This is a genomic window from Salinicola sp. NYA28a (genome assembly GCF_976982775.1).
In genome coordinates, this window is the sequence record NZ_OZ334582.1 from 150785 (window position 1) to 173690 (window position 22906).

Genomic DNA, 22906 nt, shown 5'->3' on the forward strand with positions numbered 1-22906 from the left:
CGCTCGGCCCTCATCCTGCCACTCTCGATGTCGCCTCCTGGCGTGCATTGTCTACGCTGTAGTCAGGTTCGCTACCCGGTATCGCAACGCGCCGGGTAGTCGAATCGCGTCGATTACACTCCCAGACAGTCATCACGCCAAGTCAGTCACGCCAGGAGGTGGCGATCATGACTCAGCAGATACTGGTACCCATCGATGGTTCGGTCAGCGCACGCCAGGCGCTGGCGCATGCGTGTCTCGTCCAGCGTGCGACCCAGGCCAGAATCCACCTGTTGCACGTGCCCGAGGTACCGGTTGCCAAGGATGCGCTCGGCGCCAAGGTGGGAGCCGCGCCAGCCGACTACACGCCGGAGAAGGGGCGGCTGGCGGGGGAGCGGCTGCTCGAGGAAGCCTGGCAGGCGATAGGCGGCGGTTCGGACGAGGTGACCTATCACATCGTGGAAGGGCGGCCGGTCGAGACGATCGTGCGGCAGGCGACCGAACTCGGGGTCGACATGATCATCATGGGCAGCCGTGGCCTGAGCAATCTGAAAAGCCTGGCTGTCGGCAGCGTATCGCACAAGGTAGCGCATCTTGCTCCTTGTGCGGTGCTGACGCTGCACGTACCCGGCTAGATGCCGAATGGGTGGTTTGCCGCGAGGCCGTCGATCAGGAGATGTCGACCTGATAACGGAAGGTGTTCGCGGCGCCGCGTGAACGCCGGTATTCCAGCGGCGTGCGGTCGTAGCCGAACGCCAGTCGCTCGATCATGACGACCGGCTGGCCGGCGCCGATACCGAGAACCCCGGCGAGTGTCGCGTCGGCCGTCTCGACGGTCAGGGTTTCCCGCGCCGAACCGATCAGTTGCCCGCACTGGGTCTCGTAGAACGGGTAGAGCAGATTGCCGAAATCGTCGGGATCGATCTGCATCAGGGCTTCGAATCGGCCGGCCGGCAGCCAGATTTCTTCGTGGTAGACCGTCGTCCCGTCGAGTTCACGCACTCTCTCCAGTCGAATCACGTTCTCCGACGCAGCCAGTGCCAGCGCGTCCGCCACGTAGGACGGCGGAGACGTCAGTTCCCGGGCCAGGATCCGTCCATTGGGAATTCGGCGCTCGCCCCTGGCATCCACCTGGCGGAAGAAACGGAACAGCGAGCTCTCGAAGTTGGGGCGCAGGACAAAGGTACCGCGCCCCTGGCTGCGCTTCATCAGCCCATCCTGGACCAGTGTGTCCACGGCCTTTCTCAGCGTGCCGACGGCGACACCGTAGTGCTTGGTCAGCTCGGCTTCGGTCGGGATCGCGCCGCCCGGCGCCCATTCGCCGGCGGCGATCTTGGCCAGCATGTCGTCGCGCAGGCGCTGGTAGAGCGGCAGGCGTTCGTCGGTCATGGAGCCTGTTCCCTTCATGAATGTTCCCTCCACGATGTTCCAGACAAATGTATCACCTTTGTTTTCATCTTTAGTCGTAACCCGGGAAGAATGCATCCGATGCGGTGTATGCTTGCGCTCGTCGCTATTCAACTATATGAATATATCTTTTGTTGGGGCCGAACGTTTCGTTCGCCGTCACGTGTTCATGTCATTCACCAAGGGCCACTCATGACGCAACTCGCTTCCGTCGCGCTGACCGGCGTCGATACGCATGCGCATATCTTTCACCAGGGGCTGGAGCTAGCCGGCAATCGCCGCTACAGCCCGGATTATGACGCGACCGTCGAGCAGTATCTGGCGCATCTCGATCATTGCGGCCTTTCTCATGGCGTGCTGGTGCAGCCGAGCTTTCTGGGTACCGACAACCGACATCTGGTCGATGCCCTGCGTCGTTTTCCGCAGCGTCTGCGCGGCACGGCGGTGGTGGCGCGTGACGTGACCGAGGAGACGCTGGACGAACTGGCCGAGGCGGGTGTGGTCGGTATTCGGCTCAACCTGATCGGGCAGCCGCTGGAAGACTATCGTAGCGCGTCCTGGCGGGCGTTGTTCGCCAAGGTGGCACGGCGCGGCTGGTCGGTGGAGATTCAGCGGGGCATGGAGGATCTGGGCGAAATCGTGCCGCAGATTCTGCAGTCCGGCGTGGCGGTGGTGATCGACCATTTCGGCTTGCCCGACGGCGAGATCGATCCGACCGATTCGGATCACCGGGCGCTGCTGTCGCTGCTGCCGAGCGAGGCGGTCTGGGTCAAGTTGTCGGCGACCTATCGCAGCCGCTCGACGCCGGCTCAGGCACGGTGCTCGATCGATCGTCTGCGCGAAGCCTATGGCCATGACGATCGGCTGGTGTGGGGAAGCGACTGGCCGCACACGCGGTTCGAAGCCCAGACCGACTACGACGCCCAGTTTTCGCTGATGGAGACGCTGCTGCCGGACGCCGCCGAACGCCGGAAGGTGCTGATCGATAACCCGGCCAGGCTGTTCGGGATCGACCGGGCTGCCTGAAGGCCAGTCGGCCAGGTTTCGCCGAGTAAGGGATCCTCGAAAGGGATCGATTGAAAACCCATAAAGACAAGCGCTACGGGGAACAACGTCATGATGAGTCTTCTGGTGGTGGGAGCGATCGTCGTTTCCATCGTTCTGGGATATCGCACCAGGATCAATATCGGTCTGTTCGCGATTGCCTTCGCCTATCTGATCGGCTGCTTCGGGTTGGGCCTGAGCCCCAAGGAAGTGGTCGCCATGTGGCCGCTGAAGATCTTCTTCATCATTTTGTAACTATTCAGGTCACGCTGCCTGATCCAGGCCGTCCCGACGCATGAATTCGGGCACTTCACCGGCAAACAACTGTTCTAGTGCGGTGTGCGCTGCCAGGCCCTGCTTGACCGCCGTCGAGAGGAAGCTGCGCATCCGGCAGAAGATCTCGGCACCTTCCCAGGAGCGGAAACAGCCTGAAATCTTCTGCTGGACCTTGGTCATCCGCAGGTCACGCTCCCCTTGGTTATTGGTGAAGGGCGCGGCGGGGTCGTCGAGGAAACGCAGCACATCGTCCTCGTACGCCTGGAGACGTTCGAGCAGGTTACGTGCCTTGGTACGTTTGGCACGACCGCGCTTTCCCGGTGGTGGTGGGATCGGTGGCGGACACTCGGTCTCACCCTCTGTCAGGCACTGCCGATAGCGGACTCGCCAGCGTTGCGCCTCTTCGGGCGAGAGCGTGCCACCGGCAGCGTCAACGGCCTGATGCATCTCCAGCAGCAGATCATGCAGCGCCTTGGCCCACTTTTGGTGGTCATTTTCCCAGGCCGCAGTCAATTCACGCAGGTGATGGGCGTTGCAAAGTGCGTGGCGGCAATCCGCGTAGCGGTAGTAAGGCTTCCAGTGATCATGCACCAGCACCCCCTGGACATAGGGCAGGATGCCGATGGCATCCATGGCCTCCTGACCTCGCTTGGCGTGAGGCGCCAAGTAGGTCAGGGCGTCATTCGAGGCGCTGTGCAGCCAGTAGCGCTTGCCGCCGACCTGCATCCCGGTCTCGTCGGCATGCACGGTCGCGGCTTGCCTCAGCGCCGGGATCGCCCACTCGGCAAACGCCTCGGCGCGCTGATAGGCCTCTTGATTGAAGGCGAACAGCGTGCCGGTGCTCAGCGATAGATCGCACTGTGAGGCCAGCAGCGCCTGGATGCGGGCATAGGGCAGCAACTGATACTGCGAGAGATAGACGACATGCGCCTTGAGACGTGGGCCATACTGGATCGGGCGGGTCACGCCGTCGGGAAACGGCGCCACATGGCGCCGCCCGAGATCGTCCTCCAGCACCTCGGCGCGATACTCGGTGACGACGGCCTGGATCACGATGTCTTGCACCTGGCGCGTTTCGATGCCGACCGAGCGATAGGTGCGCCCTTTGGGCAAGGTGCGGCGATCGACGCGCAACGACACGATCTCGTCGGGATCGGTGACCGGCGCCAGCGTCTTGCCTTCGTGACCCGGTTGCCCGCCAGGGCGACGCTCGCCCTTGGCCCGGGAACGGCGTTGGCGGTTGGGGTCTTGTGACGGCGGCTTGCTGCTGTTGCGGCTGCTGGTGGCCAGTCGGTCGGCCATCAGCTTGACCAGCAGCATCAGCACGTCGATGGCAGCACGCAAGGAAGGCGAGACCGTGTGGTCTTCCTTGAGCTGCTGCCGGACCCGTTCCAGGGCCTCGTCGACGTTGATATCGCTGATGGTCATGTCACCGCATAGACGTGCCGAAGGATCAGGCACACTATGCCAAAAAAATCAGGTGGTTGGCGACATGCCATCCGCAGCCACCTGAATAGTTACATCATTTTTTCGGTGTGCCTGTTCTACAGCTTCGCGATCGTCAACGGCACGCTGGAGAAGCTGGCCGAGCATCTGATGTATCGCTGTCGGCACTTTCCGCACCTGCTGCCCTTTGCCATCTTCCTGGCGGCGGTGGTGATCTCCGCCCTGGGGGCCGGCTATTACACCGTGCTGGCGTTCATGGCGCCGATCACGCTGCTACTGTGTGAGCGCACCCGGCTCAACCTGATCGTCGGCGCCATGGCGGTCAACTACGGCGCATTGGCGGGTGCCAACTTCGTCTCCAGCCAGAGCGGCATCATCTTCCGCACGCTGATGACCAATTCCGGCATTTCCGACGACCAGGCGTTCATCAACAGCTTCGGCATCTTTGCCAGCACCATGATCGTGCCGATCGTCGTTCTCGCTGGCCTGATCCTGTTCAGCCGCAAGCGGGGCGCGGCGATGGTATCGCTGGCGCACATCGAGCGCCCCGGCCCGCTCGATCGCGACCAGCGCGCCACCCTGATCCTGACCCTGCTGATGATGGCTACCGTGCTGTTGCCGCCGATCGCCAGCCTGATGCTGCCCGACAATGGCGTCGTCGCACTCATCGATTCCAAGGTGGATATCGGCCTGATCGCCAGCGTGTTCTCGGTCATCGCGCTGTTGATGAAGCTGGGCGACGAGCGCAAGGCGATCGCTTCGCTGCCGTGGGGCACGATCATCATGATCTGCGGTGTCGGCATGCTGATCTCGGTGGCGATCGAGGCCGGCACCATCGATCTGCTCGGCTCCTGGATCGGCACCAACATTCCGCCAGTCCTGATCCCCGTGGCGTTCGGCATCGCTGCCGCGTTCATGTCGCTGTTCGCGAGCACGCTGGGGGTGGTCACGCCGGCACTGTTCCCGCTGGTGCCGTCGCTGGCCGGTACGCTCTCGATCGACCCAATGATCATCTTCATCGCTATCGTCGTCGGCGCGCAGGCCACCTCGATCTCGCCGTTCTCTTCCGGGGGCAGCCTGATCCTCGGCTCCTGCCCGACGGACGAAGCGCGCTCGGGCCTGCTGCCCAAGCTGCTGTTCCGTGCCGCACCGCTCGGCTTCATCGCCGCGCTGGTGTTCAACCTGCTGTTGGCATTCGTGTTCTAGCAAACCGGCCGTGGCTCAGCGGGTGCCCGGGTATCGACGCCGTTTGGATGCATCGAAGCAGTGGGGATGCATCGAAGCAGTGGGGATGCATCGAAGCAGTGGGGACGGATCGAAGACGTTGGAATGAGTCGAAGACGTTCGAATGAAAGAAAAGAGGCGACGGAATCCCGTCGCCTCTTTTTTTGCCCGTGACCGGGTTATTCGCCTAGCGTCGGCGGCAATCGCGCCAGATCGCCACTGGCCGCCTCGAAGGCGCGCGCCAGTTGCAGCACGCCCCAGTCGTCGCGGGGGCGGCCGATCAGTTGAAAGCCCATCGGCAGGCCGGCGTCGTTGAGTCCGGCCGGCAGGCTGATCGTCGGAGCGCCGAGCATCGAGGCGGGAATCACGACTTCCATCCAGCGGTGATAGGTATCCATCGTGCGCCCGGCGATCTCGCGCGGCCAGTGCGTCTCCACGTCGAACGGAAAGACCTGGGCGCTGGGCATGGCCAGGTAGTCGAAGCGCTCGAACAGCGCGCTCCAGGCTCGGTAGGCATCGCCACGCTGGACGTTGGCCACGTGGATATCCTGCGCCGAGAGCGCCAGACCGCGTTCGACCTCCCACTGCGCTTCCGGCTTCAAGCGCTCTCGGGTGGCGGGGGCGACGTAGAGCGCCCCCAGGTTGCCGGCGACGGCCCAGTGGCGCAGTGTCGTCCAGCTTTCCCACAGCATCTCGGCATCGAACGGCAGGTCGACCGCTTCCACCTCGCAGCCCAGCGGGGCGAAGCGATCCAGTGCCGCTCTGCATTGCGAGAGCACGCCCGCTTCCATCGCCAGATGCCCCTGCCAGTCGCCGAGCCAGCCGATCCGCAGCCCGTGAATGTCGCGGTCGAGCGCGCCGGAGACGCTGCTGCCATCGGGGATCAGCGGCTCCCCCAGCGTGAGCGGGACGCGTGGGTCGAAGCCGGACTGCGTGTCGAGCAGGCGGGCCACGTCTTCGACGGTTCGCCCCATCGGGCCGTTGGTGGCGAGCTGTTGACCGAACGGGTCGGCGACGAGACCGGGTACGCGGCCGAACGAGGGGCGAAAGCCGATCACGTGATTGAAGGCGGCGGGGTTTCGCAACGAGCCCATCATGTCGCTGCCGTCGGCGACCGGCAGCAGCCGCATGGCGAGCGCTGCCGCCGCGCCACCGCTGGAGCCGCCGGCGGTGCGCGAAGGATCGAAGGCGTTGCGAGTGGCGCCGAATACCGGGTTGTAGGATTGCGAGCCCAGGCCGAATTCCGGCGTATTGGTCTTGCCGATGAAGATCGCGCCGGCTGCACGCATGCGCTCGCTCATCAGGCTGTCCTGCTGGGCGATCTGGCCGGAGAACAGCGGAGAACCCTGGGTCGTCGGGAAGCCTTGGGCGTCGGAGAGATCCTTGATCGCCTGCGGGAAGCCGTGCATCCAGCCGCGCGACTGCCCCGCAGCGAGTTCGCGATCGGCGAGCTCGGCCTCGGCGAGCAACGGGGCGCGCTCGCGGCGGGAGATGATGGCGTTGACGATAGGGTTCACGGCGTCGATATGATCGAGGTAGGCGGTCATGACCTCGCGACAGGAGACCGATCGGTCATGGATGCGCTGCGACAGCCTGGTCGCGTCCCAGGTGACGATCTCGTTCAGCGGCGGTCGGACAGGCGTGCGGTCGGAAGCGTTAGACATCGGCAAAGATCCCGGCAAAAGAGGGTGTCGATCAGCATACCGCAGTCAGGTGACTGTCATGCCGCTACGGCACGTCAGGCAGTCTTCTCTCCGATCCGATCTTGATGCAACCGTTCGTCTGGGCGCTCGGATTCGGCCATGCAGCCCTGGGTGACGCCAGGTTCAGCAAAGACGAGACATGCACCCAGCAGAATCCATCGAAGGTCTAACGGCATTCTGGTATGATGTATGACAACATATCGATAGAATCCTGCTTCCGCTTGCGCCATTTTAGCGCGGCGGCAGTCGGCCGAATGTCTGCATACGTTAACCCATGATAAGGGGAATCAGGTGAATTTTTCCAAAGAAGCGGTCGTTACCTCTATCACCGACGGTTTGCTGTCGTTCCCGGTGACCGATTTCGATGCCAACGGCAAGTTCGATGTCGAAAGCTACCGTCGCCGTCTGCTGTGGCTGAAGGAGTATGAAGTTTCCGCCCTTTTCGTGGCTGGCGGCACTGGCGAATTCTTCAACATCACCATCGATGAATATCGTGAAATCGTCAAAGTCGCCGTGGAAACCATCGGTGGGCACGTGCCGGTCATCGCCAGCGCCGGCCAGAGTGCCGAACTCGCCAAGGCGCACGCCAAGGCCGCCCAGGAAGCGGGCGCCGATGGCATTCTGCTGATGCCGCCGTACCTGACCGAGTGCCCGGAATCCGGCATCGTCGAGTACGCCGCCAGCGTCTGCGATTCCACCGACCTCAACGTGATCTACTACAACCGTGCCAACGGCTATCTCACCGTCAATGCCGTTCAGGCATTGGCCGATCGCTGCCCGAACCTGGTCGGCCTGAAAGACGGCAAGGGCGACATGCAGGCGCTCAACATCATCATCAAGACGCTGGGCGATCGCCTCGCCTACGTTGGTGGCGTGCCGACGGCCGAGATCATTGCCGAAGCCTATCTGGCCATTGGCGTCAGCACCTATTCTTCCGCGGTGTTCAACTTCGTGCCGGACATGGCCGTGAAGTTCTACAAGGAGCTGCGCAAGGGCAATAGCGAGTTCGTGCGTCAGGCGACTCGCGAGTTCTTCATTCCGTTCGTCACTATGCGCGATACCCAGAAAGGCTATGCCGTCAGTCTGATCAAGGCCGGTGCCGACCTGGTCGGTTATCCGGGTGGCGACGTGCGTGCGCCGCTGACCATGCCCAACGAGAAAGAGCGGGCCACGCTCAAGCAGTTGATCGAAAAAGCCAACGCGCTCTGAGCCGATTGATGCGCTGATTGACAAGACGGGGCGGTCTCGAGACCGCCCTGGTTATCTCTGGGCGCTGGGCCTCGACTGTGCAGCGCGCGCCCGTATTGCCGACGGAGGAGTTCAATGCCGAGTCATGGCACGCCTACCATCACCGATATGCAGGTCATTCCGGTCGCCGGTCGCGACAGCATGTTGCTCAATATCGGTGGTGCACATTCGCCTTACTTCACCCGCAACCTGATCCTCCTCGAAGACAGTGCCGGTAATGTCGGCGTGGGCGAAGCGCCGGGTGGCGAGACGATCCAGCGCTCTCTGGAGCAGGCGCGCCCACTGGTAATCGGTCAGCCCATCGGCAAGCTGCGCTCGATGGTGGCATCGCTGCACTCCGCCGGTCGTGGCGCCGATTTCGAGGATTTCGGCAAGGGTTCCTGGACCTTCGAGCTGCGTGTCAATGCGGTGGCGGCGCTCGAAGCCGCTCTGCTCGATCTGTTCGGCAAGTTCCTCGACGTGCCGGTGGCCGAGTTGCTGGGCGACGGCAAGCAGCGCGATAGCGTCGAGGTGCTGGGCTATCTGTTCTTCATCGGCGATGGTCACGCCACGCCATTGGGCTATCGTCGTGGTACTGAGCGTCGCGGCACCGAAGTTGTCAGTCATGACTGGTACCGCCTGCGCGACGAAGCGGCGATGACGCCGGCGAGTGTCGTCCAGCTGGCCGAAGCGGCGCACGATCGCTACGGCTTCAGGGATTTCAAGCTCAAGGGCGGCGCGCTGCCCGGCGAGCAGGAGATCGAGGCCGTCACCGCGCTTCACGATGCCTTCCCCGAGGCGCGTACGACCATCGATCCCAACGGTGCCTGGTCGCTGGACGAAGCGATCCGGCTATGCAGGAACCTGCACGGCGTCATCGCCTACGCCGAGGATCCCTGCGGAGCGGAGCAGGGCTTCTCCGGTCGCGAGATTCTGGCCGAGTTCCGCCATGCCACCGGTTTGCCGGTGGCGACCAACATGGTGGCCACCAACTGGCGCGAGATGGCCCACGCCCTGATGCTGCGCTCGGTCGACATTCCGCTGGCCGATCCGCATTTCTGGACGCTTTCCGGTGCGGTGCGAGTCTCCCAGCTGTGTCAGGATCACGGCATGATCTGGGGATCGCACTCCAACAACCATTTCGATATCTCGCTGCCGATGTTCGCCCAGGTCGGCGCCGCTGCGGTCGGCCGTACCACCGCGCTGGATACCCACTGGATCTGGCAGGAGGGCGACGCCCGCCTGACCCGCAATCCGCCGGAGATCGTCGATGGCAAGGTCGCAGTGACGGACGCCCCGGGGCTGGGCATCGAGATCGACATGGCGCGCATCGAGCAGGCCCACGCTCTCTATCGCAGCCTGCCTGCCGGAGGGCGCAACGATGCCATGGCCATGCAATATCTGATCGATGGATGGCGGTTCGATCCCAAGCGTCCGGCACTGGTGCGTTGAAACGGCCGTGCAGTGGACGCATGTAGTCAGGATTGCCCGGTGGGAACGACCCCGCTCGGTAACGGTTTCGAGACATTATGCCAAGGCGGGTGAAAGACAAGTGGCATCCGGCCCATGCCGGAAGATGAACGAGTATCCACCATCACTGCAGGAGGCAACATGAATCTGACAGGTGAAATGCTGATCGGCCAGCAGGCCGTCAAAGGTAGCCGCGATCCGATCCAGGCGATCAATCCGGCGACCAACGAGCGCTTGGACCCGAGCTATCCCGGTGGCACTCAGACCGAAGTCGATCGCGCCTGCGAACTGGCGTGGAGCGCCTTCGACAGCTATCGCGAAACCTCGCTGGAGGAGCGCGCCACGTTTCTGGAAACCGTTGCCGACGAGATCGAAGCGATCGGTGATGACCTGATCGAGCGTGCCGTGGCCGAGTCCGGCCTGCCGCAGGGTCGTATCCAGGGCGAGCGGGGCCGTACCTGCGGTCAGTTGCGCCTGTTCGCCAAGACCGTGCGCGCCGGCGAGTGGCTCGATGTCCGTATCGACCCGGCGCTGCCGGACCGCCAGCCGATGCCGCGGGTCGACCTGCGTCAGCGCCACATCGCGCTGGGCCCGGTCGTGGTGTTCGGTGCCAGCAACTTCCCGCTGGCGTTCTCCGTCGCCGGTGGCGATACCGCATCGGCGCTGGCCGCCGGCTGCCCGGTGATCGTCAAGGCGCACGGCGCGCATCCGGGCACCAGCGAGCTGGTGGGTCGCGCCATTCAGGCGGCAGTCAAGAAGTGCGGTCTGCCGGAAGGCGTGTTCTCGCTGATGTACGGCTCCGGTCGTGAAGTCGGCACCGCGCTGGTCACCGATCCGCGTATCAAGGCGGCCGGCTTCACCGGTTCGCGCAGCGGCGGTCTGGCGCTGTGGAAGGCGGCGCAGTCGCGTCCCGAGCCGATTCCGTTCTACGCCGAAATGAGCTCCATCAATCCGGTCTTCCCGCTGCCGGCAGCGCTGAAGGCGCGGGGTGAGGAGATGGGCAAGGCGTTCGTCGCTTCGCTCAACATGGGCGCCGGCCAGTTCTGCACCAATCCCGGGCTGGTGATCGCGATCAAGGGCCCGGAGCTTGATGCCTTCGTCAACGCTGCCAGCGAGGCGGTCAAGGGCAGCGCTGCGCAGACCATGCTCACGCCGGGTATCTTCGATGCCTACGAAAATGGCGTCAGTACCCTGGCAGGCAGTGGCAAGGCGAAGGAAGTGGCGCGCGGTCAGAAGGGCGAAGGCCCCAACCAGTGCCAGACCGGCCTGTTCCTGACTTCCGCCCAGGACTTCCTGAGCAGCGATGCGCTGCAGGAAGAAGTCTTCGGTTCGACGTCGCTGGTCGTGGAATGCGCCGACGCGGCCGAACTCAAGCAGGTGGCCGAGCATCTGGAAGGCCAGTTGACCGCCACGCTGCAGATGGACGATGCCGATCTGGATGCCGCCAGGGCACTGCTGCCGATCCTCGAGCGCAAGGCGGGCCGTATCATGGTCAACGGCTGGCCGACCGGGGTGGAAGTGTGCGATGCCATGGTTCACGGCGGGCCGTTCCCGGCGACTTCCGATTCGCGCACGACATCCGTGGGCACCGCGGCGATCTTCCGCTTCCTGCGCCCGGTCTGCTATCAGGATCTGCCGGACGCGCTGCTGCCGGAAGCGATCAAGCATGACAATCCGCTGAAACTGCGGCGCCTGGTCGACGGCAAGCGCGAAGCGTAAGTCGTCGCCGGCAAGGCCGGGCCGTCGTCGATGGCCCGGTCGCCCAGAACAAGAACCTCTGCCTTCAGGGCAGGGGTTCTTGCGTTTGTAGACGGCGCTTTCCGGCACCGGCCGACAGAAGACCAAGATTGGCCACTGGTAGCTCTATCCTTCACGAACGCCTAGAATGAGCGCCGAGTCAAACGACCCCAATGAATTCGACAAGTCAAGGAAAGCCCGTGAATCCGGTTCAGACCACGTTCCAGTACGGTTCGAGTACCGTCACCCTAGAAACCGGGCGCGTTGCGCGCCAAGCCACCGGCGCTGTGCTGGTCACCATGGACGACACTGTGGTGTTGTGTACCGTGGTCGGCCGCAAGGATCTCAAGCCCGGCCAGGATTTTTTCCCGCTCTCCGTGCACTACCAGGAGAAGACCTACTCCGTGGGCAAGATCCCGGGTGGCTTCTTCAAGCGCGAAGGGCGTCCGACCGAGAAAGAGACGCTGACCTCGCGTCTGATCGACCGGCCGATCCGCCCGCTGTTTCCGAAAGGTTTCATGAACGAAGTGCAGGTCATCTGCACCGTGCTCTCCGCCGATCGTAACCAGGACCCCGACATCGCCGCGATGATCGGCACCTCCGCGGCGCTGGCGATCTCCGGCCTGCCGTTCAGCGGTCCCATCGGTGCGGCGCGTGTCGGCTTCACGGAATCACGTGGCTATTTCCTCAACCCCACGGTCGAGGAACTGGACACTTCCGAACTCAACATGGTCGTGGCGGGTACCGACAAGGCCGTGCTGATGGTCGAGTCCGAAGCCCAGGAGTTGACCGAAGACGAGATGCTGGGCGCGGTGCTCTACGCGCATCAGGAAATGCAGGTCGCGATCGATGCGATCAAGTCTCTGGTCAGTGAAGCCGGCAAGCCGAAGTGGGACTGGCAGCCGGCCGCCGCCAACGTGGCGCTCAAGGAAGCCGTCGCCGGCAGCTTCGAGTCCGCCGTGGGCGAGGCCTATCGCATCACCGACAAGATGGCGCGCCAGGATGCGCTGGCCGAGATTCGCGCCAAGGCGATCGAGCAGCTGGCCAGTGGCGATGCGCCGCAGTTCAGCGCCGATGAAGTCAGCGGTGCGCTGGCCAGCCTCGAGAAGCACACCGTGCGTCGTCGCGTCATCGCCGGCGAGCCGCGTATCGACGGTCGCGATCACAAGACCGTGCGCCCGCTGGACATCAACGTCGGCGTGCTGCCGCGTACCCACGGTTCGGCGCTGTTCACCCGCGGCGAAACCCAGGCCATCGTCGTTGCCACGCTGGGTACGCTGCGCGATGCCCAGTTGATCGAGTCGCTGGAAGGCGAGCGCAAGGATCGCTTCCTGCTGCACTACAACTTCCCGCCGTACAGCGTGGGCGAAGCCGGCTTCATGGGCGGTCCCAAGCGTCGCGAGATCGGTCATGGCCGTCTGGCCCGACGCGGTATCCAGGCGATGCTGCCGAGCGAAGCGGACTTCCCCTACACCATTCGTGTCGTCTCCGAGATCACCGAGTCCAACGGTTCCAGCTCGATGGCTTCCGTGTGCGGCTCCTCGCTGGCGCTGATGGATGCCGGTGTGCCGATCAAGGCGCCGGTGGCCGGTATCGCCATGGGTCTGGTCAAGGACGACGATGGCTTCGCCGTGCTGACCGATATCCTGGGCGATGAAGATCACCTCGGCGACATGGACTTCAAGGTGGCCGGTTCCGCCAACGGCGTGACCGCGCTGCAGATGGACATCAAGATCGAAGGCATCAACGAAGAGATCATGGAGACGGCGCTGCAGCAGGCGCACCAGGCTCGTATCGAGATCCTCGACAAGATGAATGCCGTGATCGCACAGAGCCGTAGCGAGGTTTCCGACCACGCGCCGGCGATGCAGACGATCAAGATCTCGCCGGACAAGATTCGCGACGTCATCGGCAAGGGCGGTGCAACGATTCGTGGTATCTGCGAAGAGACCGGCGCCTCGATCGATATCGACGACGACGGCACCGTGCGCATCTACGCCGAAGACCGTGCCGCGGCCAAGCGCGCCATCGACACTGTGCTCGGAATCACCGCCGAAGCCGAGATCGGCAAGCTCTATCGCGGCAAGGTGGTGCGTCTGGCCGATTTCGGCGCCTTCGTCAACTTCATGCCGGGAACCGACGGCCTGGTGCATATCTCGCAGATCGTGCCCGAGCGCGTCAATGACGTGAAAGACTTCCTGAGCGAAGGCCAGGAAGTGACCGTCAAGGTGCTCGATATCGACAACCGCAATCGCGTGAAGCTGTCGATCAAGGAGATCACGCCGGAAGAGAAGGCTGCCTTCGAAGCGTCGCTCGCGATCGAAGAGTAATTCTTCGGCGCTAACCGAAACGCCCGGCCTGCATCACGCAGGCCGGGCGTTTTTTTATGCTGCGCTCATGCCGTAACGGTTCGAGGACGTAACGTGGGTAGATGACGCTTGAGCTGTCGCGAGAATGCCTTCTCCACGAACTCGTAGCTCAGCCAGGAACAGATCGCGATGACGGGCAGACAGATTGCCAGCGCCAGATAGGGGCTGAGCCCGAACTGTTCGGTCAGTACGTAGTTGCCCGACCACAGCACGATCACGTGCAGCAGGTACGTCGAGTAGGACCAGTCTCCCATCACCTTGAAGATGCGGTTGTCACCGATGCGGGATTCCAGCCCGATGAAGGCGATCACCAGCAGTGCGCTCGGCAGGCCCCAGGCGAAGAACCGCGTAGCCCCGGCAGGATCGTTGTAGCAGAGAATCGTCGCGGTGCTGGCGAGCGCCAGCGCGATCGGCCACCAGCGCCCGCCGGGAATGCCGTAGCGCGAGTAGACGGCGCCGATCCCCAGCCCGAGCAGGAACTGGAAGATGATCGGATCGGTATAGAAGTTGCTGATGAACGGTTTATGCGCGAATAACGTGTTGATGACCACGATGGCCAGCACCACGGCCCACAGTCGCCACTCGCGTTTGAGCACCAGCGAGGCGGCGAAGACGACATAGAACAGCATCTCGAAATTGAGCGTCCAGCCCACCGGCAGAATGGGGTAGTAGCCGTAGCCGGCAGGATTTTCCGTCGGGATGAAGAACAGCGACAGCAGCAACTGCCTCAGGCCCAGGCCATACTCGGGCATGACGTCGCTGGCGAAGTAGATGACCAGCGCAGTAATGGCAGTATAGAGCCAGTAGGCGGGAACGATGCGGACGACACGATGCAGCAGAAACTGCGGCATCGTCAGCCGCTTGCCGCGACTCGAGACGTAGATGACGAAACCGCTGATGACGAAGAAGATATCCACACCCACCTGACCGCGGGTAGAGAACAGATACTCGATCCAGTTATCGGCCTTGAAACCGAAAAACACCTGCATGAAGTGATGAAACACGACGATCCACGCCGCCAGGGCCCGTAGCGCCTGTACCGAAATCAGCATCCCTACTCATCCTTGCCATGAACTCCCAAGACGCACTATGGGAAGGATAAGAAAGGAAAAAGTTCGCTGAATTTACGCAAAATAACAAAACGGTGTTCGGTTCGATCGGGCCGGCCATGGGGCAACGGCCAGCCAGCCCTCGTTCGAGGCGATTACAGCTTGCGCAACGCGACCTGTTCCACCAGATGATCGTGGCCCTTGCGCAGGATCAGGTCGGCACGGGGGCGAGTGGGAAGGATGTTCTCGCGCAGGTTGCGCCGATTGATGTCCCGCCATAGCCCTTCGGCGATCTCGAGCGCTTCCGCTTCTCCGATCTGGGCGTAGCGGTGAAAGAACGAGTTGGTGTTCTGGAAGGCGGTCTGTCGCAACAGCTTGAAGCGTTCCAGGTACCAGTCGTGAATATGGTTCTCCTCGGCATCGATATAGATCGAGAAATCGAAGAAGTCCGACACGAACGGCACCATCTTGCCGTCTTCCGGAAGATCACGAACCTGCAGCACATTGATGCCCTCGACGATCAGGATGTCGGGGCGGTCGACCGTCTGGTATGCGTGTTCGCGCACGTCATAGGTCAGGTGCGAATAGAGCGGTGCCTGGACGTTGCGGGCCCCCGCCTTGATCCAGGAGAGAAAACGCAACAGGGCGCCGATATCGTAACTCTCGGGAAAGCCCTTGCGCGCCATCAGGTCCTTGTCGCGCAGCGTGGCGTTGGGGTAGAGAAAGCCGTCGGTCGTGACCAGGTCGACCTTGGGGCTGGAAGGCCAGCGCGCCAGCAGCTCCTTGAGGATGCGCGACGTGGTGGACTTGCCCACGGCGACGGAACCGGCGATGCCGATGATGAATGGCGTCTTCTGGGTGTCGTCGATGTCCAGAAAGCGCTTGCGCTGGGCGTAGAGCCGCTGGCTGGCTTCGACGTAGGAAGAGAGCAGGCGCGACAGCGACAGATAGATCCGCCGGACTTCGCCCAGATCGATCGGATCGTTGAGCGAACGCAGCCGCTGCAGTTCCTCGGCGGAAAGCGTCTGTGGCGTGTCGGCGCGAAATTCGGCCCACTGCTCGGCCGTGTAGAACTGATACGGAGAGAAGGGGTCCGGTCTCAATTGGTTCATCGGGTCTCTTTCGCTGACGAGCTGGCGGCGGGGTCGAGGCGCCGCCAGAGGCTATGGGTCTTTATTGTCGACATCTTCAAATTGTCTCAGCTGCATGGGCTGAATGCCACGCGTATCGACCGCGCCCTGTTCGACGAAGCCCAGGCGCCGGTAGAGATCGATCGCGGGCCGGTTGTTGGTGAAGACGTTGAGCGTGACATGCTCGGCGCGACGCTGCCGTGCTTCCGCCAGCAGCCGGCGACAGAGCGATTCGCCCAGCCCGCGGCGCCGATGGGCTGGCGAGACGATGATGCGGGCCAGGTGGTAGTGGCGTTCGCCCTTGATGACGAGCTGGCCGAAGGCGATCGGTTCGCGTTCCGAGACGAGGCAGAACGAAGGCAGACCGCCGCCATCGATCTCTTGCCACAGCGTGGGGCCGTCCGTCGGCCACGACAGGCCGGGTCCGGCCCAGCGTTCGAGAGCCTTCGATGACTCGACCCATTCGGCGATGGGCGTCAGGTCCGTCGGCAAGGCCGGCCGCCAGTGCATGTCAGCCATGGCGCGTGCCGGCTTCAGGGGAGGGAAGCGTGACGGCGAGGTTGTCGATCAGGCGTGTCGAGCCGAGATGGACCGCGCCCAGCAGCCGGCCTTCGTCATGCCTGGCAGCGTCGAACGGCGCCAGCGACGGCCCCCTGAGCTCCAGGTAGTCGAGCCGAAAGCCGGCCTCCTGCAGCGCTTGCCCGGCTTCCGCCAGGGCGGCAGCGGGCGACTGGCCCCGGGCCAGCGCGTCGCCACAGCGTGACAGCGTTTGGTAGAAGGTGGGTGCCAATGCCCGGTCGCTAGAGGAGAGATAGCCGTTGCGGGAGGAGAGCGCGAGGCCATCTTCGGCACGAACGGTGGGGACGCCGACGATCTCGATCGGGAAGTGCAGATCGGCGACCAGCTTGCGGATCACCGCTAACTGCTGGAAGTCCTTCTCGCCGAAACAGGCGATATCGGGCTGGACGAGATGAAACAGCAGGGAAACCACCGTGGCGACGCCATCGAAGTGACCGATACGGGTGCCGCCGCAAAGCCCCTCGGAGACATCGGGCACGTGAACCTGGGTCTGCGTCTCCAGCCCGTTGGGGTAGAGCGTCTCGACGGCGGGGGCGAACAGCAGGTCGCAGCCGCGCGCCGTCAGCAGCTCGCGGTCACGGTCGAGCGTGCGCGGGTACTGGCCGAAATCCTCGCCGGCTCCGAACTGTAGCGGATTGACGAACAGCGTGGCGACCACGACATCGGCCAGCGATCGCGCCCGGTCCACCAGCGTCAGATGGCCTTCGTGCAGATTGCCCATGGTCGGTACCAGCGCGACGGATCGCCCCGCCATGCGGTGCTCGTGCAGCCGCTCGCGCAGCGGCGCAATATCGTGCAGCGTCTGCATCAGAAACAGTGCTCCTCGGCCGGGAAACGGCGGGACTTGACCGCTTCGTCATAAGCGCGGAACGCGGCTTCGATACTCTCCTGGCCCGCCAGGAAGTTCTTGACGAAGCGAGGCACGTAGCCGCTGTTGAGCCCCAGGGTGTCGTGCATGACCAGGATCTGGCCATCGACGTCCGGCCCGGCGCCGATGCCGATGACGGGCGCGTCGACGGCCTCGCGCACCGCACGCCCCACGGCCCGGGGCACGCATTCGAGCAGGATGACGGCGGCGCCGGCTTCCACCAGCTGGCGCGCGTCCGCGACGATCCGTTCGGCATCGTCGGCTGCCTTGCCTTGCACCTTGAAGCCGCCGAGCTGGTGAACGCTCTGCGGCGTCAGGCCGAGATGGGCGCAGACCGGCACGCCGCGGCGGGAGAGTTCGCGAATGCCGTCGGCCATCCACGCCTCGCCCTCGATCTTGATCAACTCGGCGCCGGCGCGCATCAGTTCGCCGGCATCACGCAGCAGCTGGCCGATATCGGCGTTGCTCATGAACGGCAGGTCGACCATCAAAAGACTTCGCTGCTTGCCCCGCGCCACACACGCCGTGTGGTAACGAATGTCCTCGAGGGTCACCGGCAAGGTGCTGGCATGGCCTTGCAAGACCATGCCCAGCGAATCGCCGACCAGCAGCACATCGATTCCGGCGGTATCGGCGCAGCGCGCCAGAGTGGCATCGTAGGCGGTCAGGCAACTGAAGGCTTCACCACGCGTCTTGCAGTCGCGCAGCGTATCGAGGGTAACGCGCTTCATGCTCTCTACTCCCAAGAACGACTAGTCCCGCTCGCCGACAGGCGCCCTGTCGCGGCGGCGGGGATGGGCGGCGACAGGGCGCCCCCGCAATGGCAATGCGGAGCAGAGTGTAATGGGTTGTCGACAAGACGCAACACGACGTTGGCGGCAGGTGAGGCCCATGACGTTGGATTCAGTCGTTCAACCGATGCAGCGTCTGGCCCGTGAGGCGTGCGGCAAGCGCCAGCGGCGTTTCGCCATCGAGAGATAGCGTCGGAGCGATTTCGGCGAGAGGCTCGAGCACGAACCGGCGACGAGACATCTCGGGGTGAGGAAGCGTCAGGCGTGGCGTGTTTTGCTGTAGGCCCGCGTACCAGAGCAGGTCCAGGTCTAGCGTGCGCGGCCCCCAGTGGCGTTCGCGTACCCGCCGATGACGCTGTTCGAGCGCCTGAAGCTGATCGAGCAGCGCCAGCGGCGAAAGCCGGGTACGGATGGCGGCAACGGCGTTGATGAAGTCCGGCTGATCCTGAGGGCCGACCGGCGCGCTGGTGTAGAGAGAAGAGCGGGCGACGCATTCGCTCAAGGGCAGCGACGCCAAGGCCGAGAGCGCTCGCTCGAGCTGATCCCGTGGCGCTTCGAGGTTGCTGCCCAGGCCGATGTAGGCCAGGGCATGATGCTCGCGCTCAATCATCCAGCGTCGGTGGTGTCGGCTTGTTGGTCGGGCGCCGGCGTTTGCGCGGACGGCGTCGGCGTGGCTTGGGGGTCGGTCCGGCCGGATTGCCGCCATCGGTATTCGCCAGCAGCTGGCGCTGACCCTCTTCGTCGGCCTGCTGGAATTCGGTCCACCATTCACCGAGCCCCGGCGCCAGTTCGCCGGCTTCCTCTCGCAGCAGGAGGAAGTCGTAAGCGGCGCGGAAGCGGGGATGCTCCAGCGTCTGGAAGACTCGACGGCCCCGGCGGCGGGGCAACTGTTGCTGGAGATCCCAGATATCGCGCATCGGCATGCTGAAGCGCTTGGGGATGGAGGTGTGCTGCAACTGGCGGCTGATGACCTGTTGCGCGGCGGCCTGCTGGGCCGGGACTGCCGGCAGGTCCTGCTCGTGGACGACACGCAGGGTGCGTTGCTGTACACAGGGCCACAGCAGGGCGCCGAACAGGAAGGCGGGTGTTACCGGGCGCTCCTGAGCGATACGGGCATCGGTATTGGCCAGCGCCTGCTCGATGAGCTTGACCGCCCAGGGATGCTCTTCGAGAACCTCGTCGCTTTCCGGGAACAGCATGGCGAACAGGCCGTGTTCGCGCAGCACCCGGAAACTCTGCACCGCATGGCCGGTGAGGAACAGCTTGAGCACTTCCTCGAACAATCTTGCCGGGGGGATCTGCAAAAGCAGCGGCGCCAGCTCGCGAATCGGCGCTTCGGTCTCTTCGGCAATGCGGAAGTCGAGCTTGGCGGCAAAGCGCGCGGCTCGCAGCATGCGTACCGGATCTTCACGATAGCGCGTCTCCGGGTCACCGATCAGCCGGAGTACGCGGTCTTCCAGATCCTGAAGGCCGCCGGTCCAGTCGTGAATGGCAAAGTCGGTGACGCTGTAATAGAGCGCATTGACGGTGAAGTCGCGACGAATCGCGTCCTCTTCGACGCTACCCCAGACGTTGTCGCGTAGCAGCAGGCCTTCATCCGACTGCTGGCTAAGGTTGCCGGTATGCTCTTCGCCGTGGCGGCCGCGGAAGGTGGTGACTTCGATGACTTCGCGGCCGAAACGCACGTGAACGATACGAAACCGTCGGCCGATGATGCGCGAATTGCGAAACAGCTGGCGCACTTCGTCCGGCGTGGCGTTGGTGGCGACGTCGAAATCCTTGGGGCGGTTGCCGAGCAGCGAGTCGCGAATGCAGCCGCCGACCAGGTAGGCGTCGTAACCGGCGCCGTTGAGCCGGTAAAGCACCTTGAGCGCGCTCTCGCTGAGGTTCTGGCGCGAGACATTGTGTTCGTCGCGAGGCAGGACTTGTCGGGTGGGCGTAGTGTCTTCGGTCACTGACGCGGATTCCGGACCGAAGAGAGTCTTCAAACGTTCACCGGGACGTTGGAGAAAACGGGAAAATCCTTTGAACATGCGGCGAAATCGACTCGCGAGGTAGCAAAACTCCAGTGTAGCGGAGCCCGGAAGGCTTGCAAAGGCAGCGAGGCCTGCCGCTTTTTCCCCGGACCGCCAGCCTGGCTTCGAAACGTCGTCATGAAACGACGATAGTAAAAGGGGAGACCCGATGGGCCTCCCCTTAAGATACTTCGCAACGTCCATGCCGCTTCTTCTTGTTCGTGATGGCGCATCGCCTTGAATACGCACCACAGTCGCTGAACGATAGTGCAGTCACTGGCTTGTCGTTGTCAGCCTTGCTGTGTAGCGACCACCTCGTATTCAAAACAATAATCCAACCACGACAGGCAATGCCCTTTCTCGGTTCTTGTTGTTGTTCCGAGAAGTCTTCGGATCACGGGGAGGCTTGTTGTTGTTGCCCCGTCGATGAAGAGCGTCGCGTCCTGATTTTGCGTCGGCTCGAGAACGATTGTTATTGTTCGTGTTCTCGTTCGCACCTGGCTGATCTTGTTGTTGTTGAGCCAGTGGCGATCTGCCTTCCTAGTTCGAGTGCCATGTTGTCGTTGTTATGGGCACTTCGGGAATCTCGATCGACGGTTGTCGTTGTTGGGGCCGATCGTCATCCGCTGTTGTTTTTCTTGTCTTAGTTACTGCACTTGCCGTGCCACTCCGTATTTTTCTTATTTATATCAATAACTTGCATTCATCCGGTTGTGCCAATGCCATGGGGTGAGCCGGGTCATGACGGGGCCGATGATTCATGAAAGGGCATCCGAGACCGATCATGCCTATTTGTGGTGCATCCCCCCACGGCGCAATGGCGACAGGGTGGCGCAAAACGGCGCGATTTTCGCTTAGACAATAGTCTTCAATCGAAGGGGGGAAGCTGCAATCAAAGAGGTGAGCAGCCACCGGCGGTCTGTCATCGAGAGCGCCGGCTGCGGAGGAAACACGGAAAGTCGCCTGGTCAGCAATAGTCGCGGGTGGGTCTTGCCGCCAGCTTCTCGGGCGTCCAGTGCTGGCAGGCATGCGCCAGCTGCAGGGAGACCGGCGCCTCGCGCAGCTCGGATGGCGGCTGCTGGTCCAGCAGCTGTAGCGCCCGGTGAAGCAGCGGAGGGGCCAGCTCGGGCTGATGGGGGATGGCGGTCGCAAGATTCTGCTTGGAGAGTTTCTGGCCGTCCTCTCCCAGAATCAGCGGCAGGTGCAAATACCGTGGTTCCGGATACGCCAGTGCCGTCTGAAGCTGACGCTGCCAGGGAGTGTTGTCGAGCAGATCGTAGCCGCGAACGATATCGGTAATGCCCTGATCCGCATCATCGACCACCACGGCGAGCTGATAGGCCCAGAGGCCATCCTTGCGCTTGATGACCACGTCGCCCTGAAGCGTCGGGTCGTGGCACTGGTAGCCGAACAGCCGGTCCTGCCAGATCACCGGTTGAATGCCCTTGTCGGTGCGCAGTCGCCAGGCCTGCGGGCGTTCGGGATGCCTTGGACCCTGGCGACACCAGCCCGGATAGTGGCCGTAATCCTGCCACTCCCGGCGCGAACAGCCACACGGATACGCCATGCCGTCGGCGACCAGCCGATCCAGCGCCGCCTGGTACGTCTCGCCACGATCGCTCTGGTAGCGGACTTCGCCGTCCCACGTCAGGCCGAAGGCTTCCAGTTGGCGGCGAATGATGTCGTCGGTGCCGGGCGGGCAGCGTGGCGGATCGATGTCCTCGATTCGCAGCAGCCAGCGGCCGCCGACAGCCCGGGCGTCGAGCCAGCTACCCAGGGCGGCGACCAGCGAACCCAGGTGCAGTGGCCCCGAGGGCGTGGGAGCGAAGCGTCCAATGTAGCGTTGGGGGGAGATCATGGATGTCAGCGGCAATCGATATCCAGAGGGGAAAACAAAACGGGCACCGATGAGGGTGCCCGTCGTATGGGACTGCGTCCGGAACGGCTGCTCAGCCGCCGAGCTGCTTCTCCTTGAGCTCGGCCAGAGTCTTGCAGTCGACGCACAGGGTGGCGGTGGGGCGCGCTTCGAGACGGCGGATGCCGATCTCGACGCCACAGGCTTCGCAGAAACCGTAATCGTCTTCGTCGATCTTCTCGATCGTTTCGTTGATCTTCTTGAGCAGCTTGCGTTCGCGATCACGGGTACGCAGTTCCAGGCTGAAACCCTCTTCCTGCGTGGCGCGATCGGCAGGGTCGGCGAAGTTGTTGGCCTCTTCCTGCAAGTGGCGAACCGTACGGTCGACCTCTTCCATCAGATCCTGTTTCCAGCCCAGGAGGATCTCACGGAAATGCGCAAGTTGCTTTTCATTCATATACTCTTCACCCGGCGCCGGCTGGTACGGGGTGAATTGGCTAGGCGCTTCCGTTTTCTTTTCCGCTACTGGCATGGGGGCTGCCTCGTTACGCAAGTGTCGTGACGCGTTTGATCTGGCCGAGAATCGGCCGGGGCAGCGTCTGCCACTGCCCGAAGCCATGCTTATTTAGCGAAAAAGCGGCCAATTTGCAACCAAATGGACGCTTTATTTTTCTCATCCCCGGCCGGAAATTCGGGAGTCGAGCCGTGCTCTCCGGTATGCGCCGACAGCGCCCCGC

The 22906-nt window shown here is 63.2% G+C and carries 20 protein-coding genes; 8 read left to right on the forward strand and 12 right to left on the reverse strand.

Going from position 1 to position 22906, the window contains the following annotated elements:
• Nucleotides 1-167 precede the first annotated feature (167 nt).
• Nucleotides 168-614, forward strand: a complete 447-nt coding sequence (locus ACWHY3_RS00710; protein ID WP_071232339.1) for a universal stress protein — start codon at nucleotides 168-170, stop codon at nucleotides 612-614.
• Between the two features lie 34 nt (nucleotides 615-648).
• Here ACWHY3_RS00710 and ACWHY3_RS00715 read toward each other — a convergent pair whose 3' ends face one another.
• Nucleotides 649-1368 (reverse strand): GntR family transcriptional regulator, encoded by a 720-nt coding sequence (locus ACWHY3_RS00715; protein ID WP_110651688.1) that lies wholly within the window; start codon nucleotides 1366-1368, stop codon nucleotides 649-651.
• Between the two features lie 210 nt (nucleotides 1369-1578).
• Here ACWHY3_RS00715 and ACWHY3_RS00720 point away from each other — a divergent pair, with 210 nt between their 5' ends.
• Both ACWHY3_RS00720 and ACWHY3_RS00725 read left to right on the forward strand, forming a co-directional pair.
• The gene (locus ACWHY3_RS00720) at nucleotides 1579-2412 is read left to right on the forward strand and encodes an amidohydrolase family protein (protein ID WP_448127364.1); all 834 of its coding nucleotides are present in this window, start codon (nucleotides 1579-1581) and stop codon (nucleotides 2410-2412) included.
• A 90-nt stretch (nucleotides 2413-2502) separates the two neighbouring features.
• Nucleotides 2503-2685 (forward strand): hypothetical protein, encoded by a 183-nt coding sequence (locus ACWHY3_RS00725; RefSeq protein WP_448127365.1) that lies wholly within the window; start codon nucleotides 2503-2505, stop codon nucleotides 2683-2685.
• A gap of 9 nt (nucleotides 2686-2694) precedes the next feature.
• Here the strand turns inward: ACWHY3_RS00725 and tnpC are convergent, their stop codons facing one another.
• Nucleotides 2695-4134, reverse strand: coding sequence for an IS66 family transposase (gene tnpC / locus ACWHY3_RS00730; protein WP_023004967.1), 1440 nt, complete (start codon nucleotides 4132-4134; stop codon nucleotides 2695-2697).
• Nucleotides 4135-4170: 36 nt separating this feature from the next.
• On the opposite strand from tnpC, the gene ACWHY3_RS00735 reads away from it, so the two are divergent.
• A complete protein-coding gene (locus ACWHY3_RS00735; protein ID WP_448127366.1) occupies nucleotides 4171-5358 on the forward strand; it encodes an SLC13 family permease in 1188 nt (395 codons plus the stop codon).
• 197 nt (nucleotides 5359-5555) lie between these two features.
• Here ACWHY3_RS00735 and ACWHY3_RS00740 read toward each other — a convergent pair whose 3' ends face one another.
• On the reverse strand, nucleotides 5556-7040 hold the full coding sequence (locus ACWHY3_RS00740; RefSeq protein WP_448127367.1) for an amidase: 1485 nt from the start codon (nucleotides 7038-7040) through the stop codon (nucleotides 5556-5558).
• 330 nt (nucleotides 7041-7370) lie between these two features.
• On the opposite strand from ACWHY3_RS00740, the gene kdgD reads away from it, so the two are divergent.
• From kdgD to pnp, 4 genes are all read left to right on the forward strand, one after another.
• Complete coding sequence (kdgD, locus tag ACWHY3_RS00745) at nucleotides 7371-8288, forward strand: 5-dehydro-4-deoxyglucarate dehydratase (RefSeq protein ID WP_087720451.1); 918 nt, start codon at nucleotides 7371-7373, stop codon at nucleotides 8286-8288.
• Nucleotides 8289-8402: 114 nt separating this feature from the next.
• Complete coding sequence (locus tag ACWHY3_RS00750; RefSeq protein WP_448127368.1) at nucleotides 8403-9758, forward strand: enolase C-terminal domain-like protein; 1356 nt, start codon at nucleotides 8403-8405, stop codon at nucleotides 9756-9758.
• A gap of 159 nt (nucleotides 9759-9917) precedes the next feature.
• Nucleotides 9918-11495 carry an aldehyde dehydrogenase (NADP(+)) gene (locus tag ACWHY3_RS00755; RefSeq protein ID WP_110636050.1) on the forward strand — a complete coding sequence of 526 codons (1578 nt, stop codon included), beginning with the start codon at nucleotides 9918-9920 and terminating at the stop codon, nucleotides 11493-11495.
• Nucleotides 11496-11713: 218 nt separating this feature from the next.
• Nucleotides 11714-13843, forward strand: coding sequence for a polyribonucleotide nucleotidyltransferase (gene pnp, locus ACWHY3_RS00760; RefSeq protein ID WP_448127369.1), 2130 nt, complete (start codon nucleotides 11714-11716; stop codon nucleotides 13841-13843).
• A 65-nt stretch (nucleotides 13844-13908) separates the two neighbouring features.
• On the opposite strand, the gene ACWHY3_RS00765 is transcribed toward pnp, so the two are convergent.
• The 9 genes from ACWHY3_RS00765 to dksA all read right to left on the reverse strand — a co-directional run bounded on the left by ACWHY3_RS00765 (nucleotide 13909) and on the right by dksA (nucleotide 22701).
• Nucleotides 13909-14934, reverse strand: a complete 1026-nt coding sequence (locus ACWHY3_RS00765; protein WP_448127370.1) for an acyltransferase family protein — start codon at nucleotides 14932-14934, stop codon at nucleotides 13909-13911.
• A 152-nt stretch (nucleotides 14935-15086) separates the two neighbouring features.
• Nucleotides 15087-16043: a type I pantothenate kinase gene (gene coaA, locus ACWHY3_RS00770; protein ID WP_087720455.1), complete on the reverse strand. Its 957-nt coding sequence runs from the start codon at nucleotides 16041-16043 to the stop codon at nucleotides 15087-15089.
• Nucleotides 16044-16094: 51 nt separating this feature from the next.
• Nucleotides 16095-16580, reverse strand: coding sequence for a GNAT family N-acetyltransferase (locus ACWHY3_RS00775; RefSeq protein ID WP_448127371.1), 486 nt, complete (start codon nucleotides 16578-16580; stop codon nucleotides 16095-16097).
• Complete coding sequence (gene panC, locus ACWHY3_RS00780) at nucleotides 16573-17448, reverse strand: pantoate--beta-alanine ligase (RefSeq protein ID WP_448127372.1); 876 nt, start codon at nucleotides 17446-17448, stop codon at nucleotides 16573-16575. The genes ACWHY3_RS00775 and panC overlap by 8 nt, the downstream gene beginning before the upstream one ends.
• Nucleotides 17448-18239 (reverse strand): 3-methyl-2-oxobutanoate hydroxymethyltransferase, encoded by a 792-nt coding sequence (gene panB / locus ACWHY3_RS00785; protein WP_448127373.1) that lies wholly within the window; start codon nucleotides 18237-18239, stop codon nucleotides 17448-17450. Before panB ends, panC begins: the two co-directional genes overlap by 1 nt.
• A gap of 172 nt (nucleotides 18240-18411) precedes the next feature.
• The gene (gene folK, locus ACWHY3_RS00790; RefSeq protein WP_448127374.1) at nucleotides 18412-18909 is read right to left on the reverse strand and encodes a 2-amino-4-hydroxy-6-hydroxymethyldihydropteridine diphosphokinase; all 498 of its coding nucleotides are present in this window, start codon (nucleotides 18907-18909) and stop codon (nucleotides 18412-18414) included.
• Complete coding sequence (gene pcnB / locus ACWHY3_RS00795) at nucleotides 18902-20332, reverse strand: polynucleotide adenylyltransferase PcnB (protein ID WP_332779444.1); 1431 nt, start codon at nucleotides 20330-20332, stop codon at nucleotides 18902-18904. Before pcnB ends, folK begins: the two co-directional genes overlap by 8 nt.
• 949 nt (nucleotides 20333-21281) lie before the next feature.
• The gene (gluQRS, locus tag ACWHY3_RS00800) at nucleotides 21282-22172 is read right to left on the reverse strand and encodes a tRNA glutamyl-Q(34) synthetase GluQRS (protein WP_448128125.1); all 891 of its coding nucleotides are present in this window, start codon (nucleotides 22170-22172) and stop codon (nucleotides 21282-21284) included.
• Nucleotides 22173-22263: 91 nt separating this feature from the next.
• On the reverse strand, nucleotides 22264-22701 hold the full coding sequence (dksA, locus tag ACWHY3_RS00805) for an RNA polymerase-binding protein DksA (RefSeq protein WP_071232323.1): 438 nt from the start codon (nucleotides 22699-22701) through the stop codon (nucleotides 22264-22266).
• Nucleotides 22702-22906 lie beyond the last annotated feature (205 nt).

Coding starts and splice junctions, on each gene's coding strand:
- ACWHY3_RS00710 (WP_071232339.1), top strand. CDS start 168: ATGACTCAGCAGATACTGGTACCCATCGATGGTTCGGTCAGCGCACGC.
- ACWHY3_RS00715 (WP_110651688.1), bottom strand. CDS start 1,368: ATGACCGACGAACGCCTGCCGCTCTACCAGCGCCTGCGCGACGACATG.
- ACWHY3_RS00720 (WP_448127364.1), top strand. CDS start 1,579: ATGACGCAACTCGCTTCCGTCGCGCTGACCGGCGTCGATACGCATGCG.
- ACWHY3_RS00725 (WP_448127365.1), top strand. CDS start 2,503: ATGATGAGTCTTCTGGTGGTGGGAGCGATCGTCGTTTCCATCGTTCTG.
- tnpC (WP_023004967.1), bottom strand. CDS start 4,134: ATGACCATCAGCGATATCAACGTCGACGAGGCCCTGGAACGGGTCCGG.
- ACWHY3_RS00735 (WP_448127366.1), top strand. CDS start 4,171: ATGCCAAAAAAATCAGGTGGTTGGCGACATGCCATCCGCAGCCACCTG.
- ACWHY3_RS00740 (WP_448127367.1), bottom strand. CDS start 7,040: ATGTCTAACGCTTCCGACCGCACGCCTGTCCGACCGCCGCTGAACGAG.
- ACWHY3_RS00750 (WP_448127368.1), top strand. CDS start 8,403: ATGCCGAGTCATGGCACGCCTACCATCACCGATATGCAGGTCATTCCG.
- ACWHY3_RS00755 (WP_110636050.1), top strand. CDS start 9,918: ATGAATCTGACAGGTGAAATGCTGATCGGCCAGCAGGCCGTCAAAGGT.
- ACWHY3_RS00765 (WP_448127370.1), bottom strand. CDS start 14,934: ATGCTGATTTCGGTACAGGCGCTACGGGCCCTGGCGGCGTGGATCGTC.
- coaA (WP_087720455.1), bottom strand. CDS start 16,043: ATGAACCAATTGAGACCGGACCCCTTCTCTCCGTATCAGTTCTACACG.
- ACWHY3_RS00775 (WP_448127371.1), bottom strand. CDS start 16,580: ATGGCTGACATGCACTGGCGGCCGGCCTTGCCGACGGACCTGACGCCC.
- panC (WP_448127372.1), bottom strand. CDS start 17,448: ATGCAGACGCTGCACGATATTGCGCCGCTGCGCGAGCGGCTGCACGAG.
- panB (WP_448127373.1), bottom strand. CDS start 18,239: ATGAAGCGCGTTACCCTCGATACGCTGCGCGACTGCAAGACGCGTGGT.
- folK (WP_448127374.1), bottom strand. CDS start 18,909: ATGATTGAGCGCGAGCATCATGCCCTGGCCTACATCGGCCTGGGCAGC.
- pcnB (WP_332779444.1), bottom strand. CDS start 20,332: ATGTTCAAAGGATTTTCCCGTTTTCTCCAACGTCCCGGTGAACGTTTG.
- gluQRS (WP_448128125.1), bottom strand. CDS start 22,172: ATGATCTCCCCCCAACGCTACATTGGACGCTTCGCTCCCACGCCCTCG.
- dksA (WP_071232323.1), bottom strand. CDS start 22,701: ATGCCAGTAGCGGAAAAGAAAACGGAAGCGCCTAGCCAATTCACCCCG.